Source organism: Pantoea sp. JGM49, from assembly GCF_018257655.1.
GTDB classification, from domain to species: domain Bacteria; phylum Pseudomonadota; class Gammaproteobacteria; order Enterobacterales; family Enterobacteriaceae; genus Pantoea; species Pantoea communis.
Genome location: NZ_JAERJM010000010.1, coordinates 143,256 through 157,179 on the forward strand (window position 1 = coordinate 143,256; position 13,924 = coordinate 157,179).

Annotated in this window: 9 protein-coding genes and 1 riboswitch; of the genes, 7 read left to right on the forward strand and 2 right to left on the reverse strand. The window is 55.7% G+C overall.

Features of this window, described 5'->3' with window-relative positions; all coding sequences use genetic code 11:
- Nucleotides 1–14 precede the first annotated feature (14 nt).
- Nucleotides 15–109: riboswitch (TPP riboswitch) on the forward strand.
- A gap of 47 nt (nucleotides 110–156) precedes the next feature.
- Genes thiB through thiQ form a run of 3 tightly spaced genes read left to right on the forward strand, consistent with a single transcriptional unit; the run spans nucleotide 157 to nucleotide 3,414 of the window.
- Nucleotides 157–1,143 carry a thiamine ABC transporter substrate binding subunit gene (gene thiB, locus JK231_RS17680; RefSeq protein WP_097118329.1) on the forward strand — a complete coding sequence of 329 codons (987 nt, stop codon included), beginning with the start codon at nucleotides 157–159 and terminating at the stop codon, nucleotides 1,141–1,143.
- A complete protein-coding gene (thiP, locus tag JK231_RS17685) occupies nucleotides 1,143–2,729 on the forward strand; it encodes a thiamine/thiamine pyrophosphate ABC transporter permease ThiP (protein ID WP_160833555.1) in 1,587 nt (528 codons plus the stop codon). The genes thiB and thiP overlap by 1 nt, the downstream gene beginning before the upstream one ends.
- Nucleotides 2,713–3,414 carry a thiamine ABC transporter ATP-binding protein ThiQ gene (gene thiQ / locus JK231_RS17690; RefSeq protein WP_160833556.1) on the forward strand — a complete coding sequence of 234 codons (702 nt, stop codon included), beginning with the start codon at nucleotides 2,713–2,715 and terminating at the stop codon, nucleotides 3,412–3,414. Before thiP ends, thiQ begins: the two co-directional genes overlap by 17 nt.
- Here the strand turns inward: thiQ and JK231_RS17695 are convergent.
- Nucleotides 3,411–4,175 carry a DedA family protein gene (locus JK231_RS17695; RefSeq protein ID WP_211729145.1) on the reverse strand — a complete coding sequence of 255 codons (765 nt, stop codon included), beginning with the start codon at nucleotides 4,173–4,175 and terminating at the stop codon, nucleotides 3,411–3,413. The genes thiQ and JK231_RS17695 overlap by 4 nt on opposite strands.
- A 166-nt stretch (nucleotides 4,176–4,341) precedes the next feature.
- Here JK231_RS17695 and polB point away from each other — a divergent pair, with 166 nt between their 5' ends.
- The 3 genes from polB to rluA all read left to right on the forward strand — a co-directional run bounded on the left by polB (nucleotide 4,342) and on the right by rluA (nucleotide 10,441).
- Nucleotides 4,342–6,702 carry a DNA polymerase II gene (gene polB / locus JK231_RS17700; protein WP_211729146.1) on the forward strand — a complete coding sequence of 787 codons (2,361 nt, stop codon included), beginning with the start codon at nucleotides 4,342–4,344 and terminating at the stop codon, nucleotides 6,700–6,702.
- A gap of 152 nt (nucleotides 6,703–6,854) precedes the next feature.
- Nucleotides 6,855–9,761, forward strand: coding sequence for an RNA polymerase-associated protein RapA (gene rapA, locus JK231_RS17705; RefSeq protein WP_211729147.1), 2,907 nt, complete (start codon nucleotides 6,855–6,857; stop codon nucleotides 9,759–9,761).
- 20 nt (nucleotides 9,762–9,781) lie between these two features.
- The gene (gene rluA, locus JK231_RS17710) at nucleotides 9,782–10,441 is read left to right on the forward strand and encodes a bifunctional tRNA pseudouridine(32) synthase/23S rRNA pseudouridine(746) synthase RluA (RefSeq protein WP_097118323.1); all 660 of its coding nucleotides are present in this window, start codon (nucleotides 9,782–9,784) and stop codon (nucleotides 10,439–10,441) included.
- Between the two features lie 67 nt (nucleotides 10,442–10,508).
- On the opposite strand, the gene djlA is transcribed toward rluA, so the two are convergent.
- Nucleotides 10,509–11,321, reverse strand: a complete 813-nt coding sequence (gene djlA / locus JK231_RS17715) for a co-chaperone DjlA (protein ID WP_211729148.1) — start codon at nucleotides 11,319–11,321, stop codon at nucleotides 10,509–10,511.
- Between the two features lie 181 nt (nucleotides 11,322–11,502).
- Between djlA and lptD the strand changes: the two genes are divergently transcribed.
- A complete protein-coding gene (gene lptD / locus JK231_RS17720) occupies nucleotides 11,503–13,881 on the forward strand; it encodes an LPS assembly protein LptD (protein ID WP_211729149.1) in 2,379 nt (792 codons plus the stop codon).
- Nucleotides 13,882–13,924 lie beyond the last annotated feature (43 nt).

Consider the following 13,924-nt stretch of genomic DNA (forward strand, 5'->3'; position numbering starts at 1 on the left):
GTGTCTAAAATAAGCCGTTCTCAACGGGGTGCCCTGGTATTGGGCTGAGAGAAACCCGTCGAACCTGATCCGGCTCATACCGGCGTAGGGATTTGAGATGCCCGCTAACTCAGATCCTTTGCGACTCAACTTTATCTTCTCCTCAAGGAGCGCAAAGTGTTAAACAAAGTCTTGCCCGTGTTGCTGTTGATCTCTGCCCCGGCGTTGGCTGTCAAGCCTGTTCTTACCGTTTACACCTACGACTCGTTCTCTGCAGATTGGGGCCCCGGCCCTGCCGTTAAAAAAGCCTTTGAAGCCGAGTGCGGCTGCGAACTGAACTATGTGGCGCTGGAAGATGGCGTGTCGCTGCTCAACCGCGTGCGGATGGAGGGCAAAAACAGCAAAGCCGATGTGGTGCTGGGCCTCGATAACAACCTCGTGCAAGCCGCCGAAAAAACCGGCCTGTTCGCAAAAAGCACCGTCGACACCAGTCAATTGCAACTGCCTGATAGCTGGCATAACGACACCTTCGTTCCGTTCGATTACGGCTACTTCGCCTTCGTCTACGATAAAAACAAGCTGAAGAACCCACCGAAAAGCCTGAAAGAACTGGTCGAAAGCCCGGAAAAGTGGCGTGTGATCTATGAAGATCCACGCACCAGCACACCGGGATTAGGGCTGCTGCTGTGGATGCAAAAAGTGTATGGCGATAAAGCACCTGACGCCTGGCAGAAGCTGGCACAGAAAACGGTCACCGTCACTAAGGGCTGGAGCGAAGCCTATGGCCTGTTCCTGAAAGGCGAAGGCGATCTGGTGCTGAGTTACACCACCTCTCCGGCATATCACATCATCGAAGAGAAGAAAGATAACTACGCCGCTGCGCCGTTTAGCGAAGGCCATTATCTGCAAGTGGAAGTGGCTGCACAGCTCGCTAGCAGCAAACAGCCCAAACTGGCGCAGCAGTTTATGCAATTTATGGTATCGCCAGCCTTCCAGCAGACCATTCCGACTGGCAACTGGATGTATCCGGTGATCAAAAGCGATCTGCCTGCCGGTTATCAGTCTCTGACCGTGCCGGCGAATGCGCTGCAATACAGCTCAGCCGAAGTGGCCGATCATCGCGCGGACTGGATTCGTACCTGGCAACAAGCCGTTAGCCGTTAATGCCAGCCTGGTTAATTCCTGGAAGTGCCGTTGCGCTGCTATTGTGCGCAGTGGCACTGCTGGCGTTTGGCGCCTTAGTGATGGCGGCGCCGGTCACTGACTGGCGCGCCCTGCTGTCAGACAATTATCTGCACCACGTCCTGGCCTTCTCGTTTGAGCAGGCGCTTTTATCTGCCCTGCTCTCGGTGCTGCCGTCGATTCTGCTGGCACGTGCGTTGTATCGTCGCCGCTTTCCGGGACGTAATCTGCTGCTGCGCCTGTGTGCCATGACGCTGGTATTGCCGGTTTTAGTGGCCGTATTTGGTTTGCTCAGTGTTTACGGTCGCAACGGCTGGCTGGCGCACCTCTGTAGCCTGCCTGGCATTGATTACACCTTCTCGCCCTATGGCTTGCAGGGCATTTTACTGGCACATGTGTTCTTCAATCTGCCCCTCGCCACCCGCATGCTGTTACAGGCGCTGGAAAGTATTCCCGGCGAGCAGCGTCAGTTAGCCGCCCAACTTGGTATGCGCGGCTGGAATCTGTTTCGTTTAGTCGAATGGCCATGGCTGCGGCGCCAGATTCTGCCCACCGCAGCCCTGATTTTTATGCTGTGCTTCGCCAGCTTTGCCACGGTACTGGCATTAGGCGGAGGACCGCGTGCCACCACGCTGGAACTGGCCATCTACCAGGCGCTGAGTTTTGATTACGATCCCAGCCGTGCGGCGCTACTGGCACTGTTGCAACTCGGGTGCTGTTTGCTGCTGGTGCTGCTCAGCCAACGCTTCAGTAAGGCCATCCCTACCGGCAGCCAAAATATTCGCGGCTGGCGTGATCCGCAGGATTGCTGGCATGCCCGGATCGGCGACACGCTACTGATTGTCTGTGCGCTACTGCTGTTGCTGCCGCCGCTCGCTGCGGTGATCGTTGATGGCTTGCGCGGGGGTGTTGCAGGTGCCCTGCAACAGCCCGCGTTATGGCAAGCGACCTTCACCTCACTGCGCATCGCCATCGGCGCCGGATTGCTGTGCGTGGTGCTGACCATCATGTTGCTATGGAGCAGTCGCGAGCTGCGTCAGCGTCAGCGCAACGTTGCGGCACAGGCAATGGAGCTAAGCGGTATGCTGATCCTGGCGATGCCCGGCATCGTGCTGGCCAGCGGCTTTTTCCTGCTGTTCAACGCCACCATCGGCCTGCCGCAGCGCGCCGATGGCTTAGTGATTTTCACCAATGCGCTGATTGCCATCCCCTATGCGATGAAGGTACTGGAGAACCCGATGCGCGATATCAGCGCTCGCTACACCCCGCTCTGCGCATCACTGGGCATTGCTGGTATTAATCGCCTGAAACTGATTGAACTGCGCGCGCTGAAGCGGCCCATTGCACAAGCGCTGGCGTTTGCCTGCGTGCTGTCGATTGGTGATTTCGGCGTGGTGGCCCTGTTTGGCAGCGCCGATTTCCGTACGCTGCCGTTCTATCTGTTCCAGCAAATTGGCGCTTACCGCGGCGCAGACGGTGCCGTGACCGCACTGCTACTGTTATTACTGTGCCTGTTGCTCTTTACTCTGATGGAAAAACTGCCGGGTCGTCATGCTGACACTGAATAATCTCACTTACCTTTACCAGCATCTGCCAATGCGCTTCCGTTTTGAAGCCCAGGCGGGGGAACGTCTGGCGATCCTCGGCCCCAGCGGCGCAGGCAAAAGCACCTTGCTCAGCTTGATCGGCGGGTTTCTGCCAGTGAGTCAGGGAACCCTGATAATGAATGGCGTCGATCATACGCGCAGCGTGCCGTCGGCGCGGCCGGTGTCGATGCTGTTTCAGGAGAACAACCTCTTCCCGCATCTGACGGTGCAGCAAAATATGGGATTAGGCTTGCATCCAGGCTTGAAACTGACGTGGGAACAGCAGCAACAGCTGGCCGCCATCGCTGAGCAGACCGGATTAGCCGAGATGCTGAACCGCTTGCCAGCTGAGCTTTCCGGCGGTCAACGCCAGCGCGTGGCCTTAGCGCGCTGCCTGCTGCGCGATCGGCCGATCCTGCTGCTCGATGAGCCCTTCTCTGCGCTCGATCCGGCGCTTCGCGGTGAGATGCTGCAACTGGTGCGTACGGTGTGTGAAAGCCGCAATATCACGCTGCTGATGGTTTCGCACAGCCTGGAAGACGCCCAGCAAATTGCGCCGCGCAGTCTGGTGGTGGTCGATGGGCGGATTTACTGGGATGGCAGCACGGCGAGCTTGATCAGTGGAGAGAGTGAAGCGGCTACCATCCTTGGCGTGAAAAAGCCTTAAGCGAAGAACACCTTCCACAATAGCTGGCGGAAGATAGGCATCATCGGGTGATACTGAATGGCGATAAATGCCGCCACGCCGATAGCCGCCGCCAGCGGTGCCAGCCAGCGCAAACGCGCCTGCGGCAGATATTTCGTCGCCCAATCAGTGGTTTTGCCACTGCGCCACCAGCGCCACATCAGCCAGAATCCCATCCACACCAGCAAAGCCACCAGCAACAGCAGCCACTTAAAATGGCCGCCTTGCGAGGCCTGCGGCACATCAATCGCCACACCGGCGAGGATACCCGGCATCAGATAAGCCGGCGGCCAGAGAATACAGCCAATCAGATTAGGTGGCAGGAACTTGCGCACCGGCAGCTCCAGCATGCCCGCCGCCAGTGGAATCAACGGACGCGTCGGGCCGACGAAGCGCCCCACCAGAATGGTAAACATGCTGTGTTCATGCAGCGCGTGCTCAGTTTTATCCAGCAGGCCCTGATACTTTTTCAGATATTTCCAGCGGTGCAATGGCCCCTGAAACTTCCAGCCGATGCCATAAGAGACCCAGTCACCAATCAGGCAACCGGCAAAACCCGCCGCCCAGGCAGGATAAAGACCAATCTGTCCGCTGCCCACCAGCGCCCCAAGGCTGGCCATTAATACGGTTCCTGGCAACAGCAATCCCACGAACGCCAGTGACTCAAGGAAGGTCACCAGCGCCACGGCCATCAGCGCGTACTCCAGCGATTGCGAAAACAGATGTTGAATCCAGGCTTCCATAACTATCCTCTGCGGAATATAGAGGCTGGATTGTCCGGAGCCAGCGCCAAACCGTCAAGGCAAGAATTGTAGGACGATGTTGACAGAGTACTGACAATGTCGCCACACACAGGCACTGTATAAACATCCATGGTATACTTTAGGCAATTCATTTCCCGGAGTTCACGTGACCGAACCACGCGCAGGTTTTTTGCTTACCCGCCACTGGCGAGATACCCCAACCGGCAGCGAAGTGGTGCTGTGGCTGGCGACTGATGAGGGTCCACAGCGGCTGGTGCTACCGGCACAAGAGTCCGTGGCTTTCATTCCAGAAGAGTTCCGCCAGCAAACCGAAGCGTTGATCCGTGACGAGCGGCATACTCGTGTGCAATCACTCGAGCTGAAAGATTTCCGCCGTCGTCCGGTCTTTGGTCTCTATTGCCGCAGCCATCGCCAGTTGCAATACCTGGAAAAGCGACTGCGAGAAAATGGCATCGCGCTGTATGAGGCCGATATCCGCCCGCCAGAGCGCTATTTGATGGAGCGTTTCATCACTGCGCCGGTGTGGTTCAGCGGCGAGGTGCGCGGCGATAGCGTGGTCAATGCTCGCCTGAAACCGCATCCAGATTACCGCCCGCAGCTAAGATGGGTTTCGCTGGATATCGAAACCACGGAACACGGTGAGCTGTATTGCATCGGGCTGGAGGGCTGCGGTCAGCGCCAGGTTTACATGCTGGGTCCGCCCAATGGCGACGCCAGCACCCTCGATTTCGATCTCATCTATGTGGATAGCCGCCCGCAGCTGCTGGAACAGCTCAATGGCTGGTTCGCCCGCCACGACCCTGACGTGATCATCGGCTGGAGCGTAGTGCAGTTCGATCTGCGCGTCCTGCAAAAACACGCCGATCGTTATGGCATTCCGCTGCGCTTAGGACGCCAAAATCAGGCGCTGGAGTGGCGCGAGCACGGCTTTAAGCCTGGCGTCTTCTTCGCACAAGCCACCGGGCGGTTGGTGATTGATGGTATTGAAGCGCTGAAATCCGCATTCTGGGACTTTCCCTCTTTCAGTCTTGAGGCGGTGTCACGCCAGCTCCTCGGCGAAGGAAAAGACATCGATAACCCGTGGCAGCGCATGGAGGAGATCAACTGGCGTTTTGCCCATGACAAACCCGCGCTGGCGAAGTACAACCTGAAAGATTGCGAACTGGTGACGCGTATTTTCCAGCACACTGCCATCATGCCGTTCCTGCTGGAACGCGCCACGGTCAATGGCCTGGCGGTCGATCGTCACGGCGGTTCGGTGGCGGCGTTTGGTCATCTTTATATTCCGCGTATGCATCGCGCAGGATTCGTGGCACCTAACCTTGGTGAAGTGGCACCCGAAGCAAGCCCCGGCGGTTATGTGATGGACTCACGGCCCGGCCTGTACGACTCGGTGCTGGTGCTCGATTACAAAAGCCTTTATCCCTCCATTATTCGCACCTTTCTGATCGATCCCGTCGGTTTGGTGGAGGGGCTGGCGCATCCAGACGATGCCGATTCCGTGCCCGGGTTTCGCCATGCGCGCTTCTCACGCCAAACCCATTGCCTGCCAGCGATTGTGGAGCAGATTTGGCAAGGGCGTGAAGCGGCTAAACGCAACGGCAATCAGCCTTTGTCACAGGCGCTGAAAATCATCATGAATGCCTTTTACGGCGTGCTTGGCACCAGCGCCTGTCGCTTCTTTGATCCACGCCTTGCGTCTTCTATTACCCTGCGTGGCCACGCCATCATGCAGCAAACACGTGAGCTGATTGAAGCCGAAGGGTTTGATGTGATTTATGGCGACACCGACTCCACCTTTGTCTGGTTGAAAGGCGCACACAGCGAGGCGGAGGCCGCCGCCATTGGTCATCGTCTGGCTAAACAGGTCAATGCGTGGTGGCAGCAACATCTGCAGCAGACTTACGGGCTGGAGAGCGCACTGGAATTAGAGTACGAAACCCATTTCAGTCGCTTCCTGATGCCCACCATTCGCGGTGCTGAACAAGGCAGTAAAAAGCGCTACGCCGGCATGATTCGCAGCGACGGAACAGAACGGCTGGTGTTTAAAGGGCTGGAGTCAGTGCGCACCGACTGGACACCGCTGGCGCAGCAGTTCCAGCAAAATCTGTATGGCCGAATTTTCCGTGGTGAGCCATGGCAGGATTATATCCGTGAGACCGTGGCGCAGTTGCTGGCGGGCGAACTGGATGAATTACTGGTCTACAAAAAGCGCCTGCGCCGCCCGTTAAAAGATTATGAAAAAAACGTGCCACCCCATGTACGCGCGGCTCGCCTCGCCGATGAGCAAAATCGGAAATTACAGCGTCCATTACAGCATCAAAATGGCGGGTCCATTCGCTATGTGATGGCGACCGCTGGCCCGGAACCGCTGGAAGCGCGCACCACGCCGCTCGACTATGATCACTATGTCACCAAACAGTTACAACCGGTGGCAGATGGCATTTTACCCTTCGTCGGCGATGACTTTGCTACACTTATCACCGGGCAGCTGGGGCTTTTTTGACAGGTGACGAATGCCCTGCCATCCAGTACCATAGCGCCCTTCCTGTTTCTCACCGCATAGACACTCTGACCAAACTCTCGTTTGGCGGTGATGTATTGCCTGAGAGCAGGTGAACTTCTTTATGGCATGTCAGAGAGTCGAGCTAAAAATATATGGTTTTTACACTGGGTCAGCGCTGGATTAGTGATACGGAAAGTGAACTGGGATTAGGAACGGTGGTGGCGATCGATACGCGCATGATCACCATGATGTTCCCGGCAACCGGCGAAAACCGCCTGTATGCCCGTAATGATGCTCCCGTCACCCGTGTGATATTCAATCCGGGCGACACCATCACCAACCACGAAGGTTGGCAGATGAGCGTCGATGAAGTCCGCAACGATAACGAATTAATGACTTACATCGGCACGCGTCTCGACACCGAAGAAAGCGGCGTGGTGATGCGCGAAGTGATGCTGGATAGCAAACTGGTGTTCAGTAAGCCTCAGGATCGCCTGTTCGCCGGTCAGCTCGACCGTATGGACCGTTTTTCCCTGCGCTTCCGTGCGCGTAAATACCAGAGTGAGCAGTATCGCCTGCCGATCAGCGGCCTGCGCGGCATGCGCACCAACCTGATTCCGCATCAGCTGCATATCGCCCATGATGTTGGCCGTCGTCATGCGCCACGCGTGTTGCTGGCGGATGAAGTGGGCCTGGGTAAAACCATTGAAGCCGGGATGATTATTCAGCAACAGCTGCTGGCCGGTCGTGCCGATCGCGTACTGATCGTGGTGCCGGAAACGCTGCAGCACCAGTGGCTGGTTGAGATGTTGCGCCGCTTCAACCTGCGCTTTGCCCTGTTTGATGACGACCGCTACACCGAAGCCCAGCACGACAGCGACAACGCCTTCGAAACCGAACAGCTGATTATCTGTTCACTGGATTTCGTACGCCGTAACAAGCAGCGTCTTGAATTGCTGGCCGATGCCGACTGGGATCTGCTGGTGGTCGATGAAGCCCACCATCTGGCCTGGAGCGAAGATGCGCCAAGCCGTGAATATCAGGTGATTGAACAGCTGGCGGAAAAAACGCCGGGCGTGCTGCTGCTGACGGCAACGCCGGAACAGCTGGGTCTGGAAAGTCACTTTGCCCGTTTACGTCTGCTCGATCCAAATCGCTTCCACGACTTCAGCCAGTTCGTGGCTGAGCAGCAGAATTATCGCCCGGTGGCCGATGCGGTGAGTTCGCTGCTGGCCGATCAGGCGATCACCAAAGAAGAGATGAACCTGATCAATGATCTGATCGGTGAACAGGACATCGAGCCGCTGCTGCAGGTGGCGAACAGCGATCGTGAAGGCAAAGAAGACGCACGCAAAGAGCTGGTCTCGATGTTGATGGACCGCCACGGCACCAGCCGCGTGCTGTTCCGTAACACCCGTAACGGCGTGAAGGGCTTCCCGAAACGCGAACTGCACCAGATTCGTTTGCCACTGCCTGCGCAGTATCAAACCGCGATTAAAGTTTCCGGCATTATGGGCACACGCAAGAGCGCAGAAGAACGCGCGCGTGACATGCTGTATCCGGAAAAGATTTATCAGGAATTTGAAGGTGATAGCGGTACCTGGTGGAACTTCGACCCGCGCGTAGAGTGGCTGATGGGTTACCTGACCAGCAACCGTAAAGAGAAAGTACTGGTGATTTGCGCTCAGGCTGCCACTGCGCTGCAACTGGAGCAGGTGCTGCGCGAGCGCGAAGGTATTCGTGCTGCAGTGTTCCACGAAGGATTATCCATTCTGGAACGCGACCGCGCTGCGGCGTTCTTCGCCTCAGAAGAAGAAGGCGCACAGGTACTGCTGTGCTCGGAGATCGGTTCTGAAGGCCGTAATTTCCAGTTCGCCAGCCGTCTGGTAATGTTCGACCTGCCGTTTAACCCGGATCTGCTGGAACAGCGTATTGGCCGTCTCGACCGTATCGGCCAAATGCACGACATTCAGATCCTGGTGCCATGGCTGGAAAAAACCGCCCAGGCGGTGCTGCTGCGCTGGTACCACGAGGGCCTGGATGCGTTTGAGCATACCTGTCCAACTGGACGCGCCATTTATGACAGCGAATACAGCAAGTTAATCGAATACCTCGCCGCACCTGAGAATCCACAGGGGCTGGATGAATTTATTGCAGAGAGCCGCAAACAGCACGACACGCTGAAAGCGCAGCTGGAGCAGGGTCGTGACCGCTTACTGGAGCTGAACTCCAACGGCGGCGAAGCAGCGCAGGCGCTGGCGAATGCTATCGGCGAACAGGATAACGACACCGACCTGGTTAACTTCGCGCTGAACCTGTTCGATATCGTCGGCATCAACCAGGAAGACCGCAGTGACAGCCTGATCGTGCTGACGCCATCCGATCATATGCTGGTGCCGGATTTTCCAGGTTTACCGGAAGATGGCTGTACCGTGACCTTCAACCGTAACCAGGCGCTGTCGCGTGAAGACACCCAGTTCATCACCTGGGAACATCCGCTGATCCGTAATGGTCTCGATTTGATCCTGTCCGGCGATACCGGCAGCTGTGCATTGTCACTGCTGAAGAACAAAGCGCTGCCGGTTGGGACGCTGCTGGTTGAGATGGTGTACGTGGTTGAAGCGCAGGCTCCGAAAAGCCTGCAACTCACCCGCTTCCTGCCGCCAACGCCGGTGCGTCTGCTGATGGATCGTGCGGGCAACAACCTGGCAGGCAAAGTGGAGTTTGAAAGCTTTAACCGCCAGTTAAACGCCGTGAATCGTCATACCGGTAGCAAACTGGTTAACGCAGTGCAGCAGGAAGTGCACGAGATTCTGACCCAGGCCGAAAAAGTGGTGATTCCGGAAGCACAGGCGATCAGCGCAGCGGCGAAAGTCGAGGCGGATGAGAAGCTGAGTGCCGAGCTATCACGTCTTGAAGCGCTGCGAGCGGTCAACCCCAACATCCGTGATGATGAGGTTGAAGCGCTGGAAAGCAATCGCGAGCAGGTGCTGGCGAGCCTCGGTGATGCGGGCTGGCGTCTGGACGCGCTGCGTCTGATCGTTGTCACGCACCAATAATTGCTGAAGGCCACTACGACATGTTGATGGAAGCCTACAATCCGCCGCTCGACCCCTGGCTACATATTCTGTATCAGGACGAGCACATTATGGTGGTCAACAAGCCAAGCGGCTTGTTGTCGGTGCCTGGTCGCCTGGAGGAGCACAAAGATAGCGTGATGACGCGCATTCAACGTGATTTCCCTCAGGCGGAATCGGTGCATCGCCTGGATATGGCCACCAGCGGCGTGATCGTGGTGGCGCTGAATAAGGCTGCGGAAAGAGAGCTCAAGCGGCAGTTCCGCGAGCGTGAGCCGTCAAAGTATTATGTGGCACGCGTGTGGGGCCATCCTGCGGCGGAAGAGGGATTGATCGATCTGCCGCTGATTTGCGACTGGCCTAATCGCCCTAAGCAAATGGTATGCTTCGAGAACGGTAAAGCCGCTCAGACCGAATATCAGGTGCTGGAATACGAAGCGAGCAACAGCGCCCGCGTGCGGCTCAAGCCGATTACCGGCCGCTCGCACCAGCTGCGCGTGCATCTACTGGCGCTGGGTCACCCGATTTTGGGCGACCGCTTTTATGCCCATGAAGAAGCACTGAGCATGGCGCCGCGTCTGCAACTGCACGCGGAGTCATTAACCATTACCCATCCGGCGTTTGGCAACAGCATGACGTTTAAGCAGCCAGCAGATTTTTAATCTGCAGGTCATAAAAAAGGGCCGTCAGTCATGACGGCCCTTTCAAATTCAATCTTAACGTTCCAGGCTATTTAAAACCTTTCTCCTTACGAATCAAATCGTAAGCCGCCTGAATCTCCTGCGCTTTCTGCTTCGCCATCTCCATCATTTCTGGCGGTAACCCTTTCGCCACCAGTTTGTCCGGATGATGCTCACTCATCAGCTTACGGTAAGCGCGTTTAATGGTGGTGCTGTCATCGCTGCTTTTTACCCCCAGCACACTACAGGCATCATCCAGCGTCGGTCCGCGTTTCGCCTGTTGATAAGCACCACCATAAGAGGAGCCACCGCCACCAAATTGTTGCCCACCTTCCATCATGCGAAGGAACTGATCGAACTGTGCCCGCGAAATGCCCAGCTCTTCCGCGATTACATACAGCACCTGGCGTTCATTGGGATGCAGCGAACCGTCAGCAAATGCCGCCTGAATCTGAATTTCCAGAAACATCCGAATCAGATCAAAACGACCAAAACAGGCGCTGCGCAGTTCACGCAATTTACTCCGCAGCGGATAGTCACTTTGCTTGCCTTCGCGGAAAGCACGCTGCGCAGCCATGCGGGCATCGCCATGCAGTTGCATACGATCCATAAATAAGGAAGCAATCTGGATATCTGCCTCGGTGACGCGCCCTTTTGACTTGGTCAAATGACCCATCACCTGAAAAGTGGTACTGAAAAACAGCGTCTGTCGCGCCTGATTATTGGCGAAATAGCCCTGTCCTTTTACGCTGCGCACTTTGTCAAACATATGACCAATGATCAGACCCAGTACAATGCCCCAGAAGCCTGCTCCGGAAAGTAAGCCGAGAGCCAGACCAATAACTTTTCCCCAGTAGCGCATAAACTCCTCAATTCGCCATGCTTGCGGCTGAAAATTGCATTATCATACCTTTCATTTACTTCAGTGCCTAACAGCAACGCGATCAGACAAGGATTAACACTGGCACAACGCCGGGCAGTAAGTTAGTCTCTGAGCCGATTGTCGGCATGATGCCCGTTCTCATGGAAATCCCGAACCGCGTATGAAAAAACAGATACCTACCCTGCTGGCAACCATGATTGGTGCAGCGCTCTACAGTCAGCAGTCATTCGCCGACGATCTTATGTCGCAATGTATGCTGGGCGTGCCGAGCTATAACCGTCCGCTGGTCAGCGGCGACACCAATTCCCTGCCTGTCACCATCAACTCTGACTCGGCCAAGGGTAACTACCCGAATGACGCGGTATTCACGGGCAATGTTGATGTGCAGCAGGGCAACAGCCGCTTACGTGCCGATGAGATGCAACTGCATCAGCGTCAGCAGGATGGACAGACCACGCCAGTGCGTACCGTGGATGCGCTGGGTAATGTGCACTATGACGACAACCAGGTCATCCTGAAAGGTCCGAAAGCGTGGTCCAATCTGAACACCAAAGACACCAACGTGTGGAACGGTGATTACCAGATGGTGGGCCGTCAGGGCCGTGGCGTTGCCGATCAGATGAAACTGCGTGGCGACAACCGTTATACCATTCTGGAAAACGGCAGCTTTACCTCTTGCCTGCCCGGCTCTAATAGCTGGAGCGTGGTCGGTTCTGAAGTGATCCAGGACCGTCAGGAAGAAGTGGCGGAGATTTGGAACGCCCGCTTTAAACTCGGCAATGTGCCGGTGTTTTACAGCCCATATTTGCAGTTACCGATTGGCGATCGCCGTCGCTCCGGTTTCCTGATCCCGAATGCGAAGTACGGTAGTAACAACGGCTTCGAATTTATGCTGCCGTATTACTGGAACATCGCGCCACAGGCCGATGCCACCATTACGCCGCATTACATGAGCAAACGTGGTCTGCAATTGCAGAACGAATTCCGCTATCTGACCGTGTTTGGTGCCGGTTTGATGGAACTGGATTATCTGCCGTCCGATAAGCAGTACGACAACGACAAAGCGGTGCGTGGCATCGCCGAAAATGATAACTCAGATCGCTGGCTGTTCTACTGGCAGCATGCTGGTGTCTATGAGCAGCACTGGCGCTTCAATGCCAATTACACCAAGGTAAGTGACCCGTATTACTTCAACGATCTCGACTCGAAGTATTACAACTCTACTGACGGTTATGCGACGCAGAAATTCAGCTTTGGCTACGCGGACACCAACTGGGACGCCACGCTGTCGACCAAAGATTTCCAGGTATTTGGTAACACAGATTCGACCAACGTCTATCGTGCCATGCCACAGCTCGACCTGAACGCCTATCAGAACGATATTGGACCATTTGATGGCCACATCTACGCTCAGGCAGTGAAATTCACCAACGTGAATAGCAAAATGCCTGAAGCAACGCGTCTTCACATTGAACCGACGTTAAATTTACCGCTGTCAAATGGCTGGGCCAGCCTGGATACCGAAGCAAAGTTCCTCGCTACGCACTACCAGCAGGACAATATTGATCGTTATAACAATAACGAAATCTCTAATATTTCCAGCAACGGTAATCAATTAGATAGCTCCGTCAACCGCACTCTGCCGCAGTTCAAAGTGGATGGTCGCTTGGTGTTTGACCGTGATATGGATTGGGAACCTGGCTACACGCAAACGCTGGAACCGCGTGTGCAGTACCTCTATATCCCGTATCGCAACCAGAGCAGCATCTATCCGTACGACTCTACCCTGCTGCAAACCGACTATACCGGTCTGTTCCGCGATCGTACCTATAGCGGCCTGGATCGTATCGCGTCGGCTAACGAAGTCTCAACCGGTGTGACCACACGAATTTATGATAACGATCTGGTTGAACGTTTTAACGTTTCTGTGGGTCAAATCTACTCGTTTACCCCGTCTCGTACCGGCGTAAACCAGACGAGTGATGAGGATGATACCGGCAGCCTGGTGTGGGCCGGGGATACCTACTGGAAAATCAGCGATCGCTGGGGCGCGCGTGGCGGTCTGCAGTATGACACCCGTCTCGATAACGTTGCACAAGGCAACGCCATCCTGGAATACCGTCAGGATGCCGATCGTATGGTGCAGTTGAGCTATCGCTACAGCAGCCCGGAATACGTGGCGCAGGCGTTGAACAACTCCAGCTTGCTGACGAACCCGATCTACAAAAACGGGATTTCACAAGTTGGCGCAACCGCGAGTTGGCCAATTGCCGATGCCTGGTCACTGGTGGGCGGATATTACTACGATACCCGCAACAGTCGCCCTGCTGAGCAGTTAGTTGGCCTGCAGTACAGCTCGTGCTGCTACGCCATTCGTCTGGGTTACGAGCGCAAGATCAACGGTTGGGAAAACAACGACAGTAAGTACGACAACCAAATCTCATTCAACATTGAGCTACGTGGTCTGAGTTCTAACTATGGCTTAGGCACCAATGAAATGCTGCGTCAGGGCATCATCCCTTACCAGCGCGCTTTCTGATGTTGTGATGTTTGACAGGCTATCCCGCAGTGCGGAAACAACA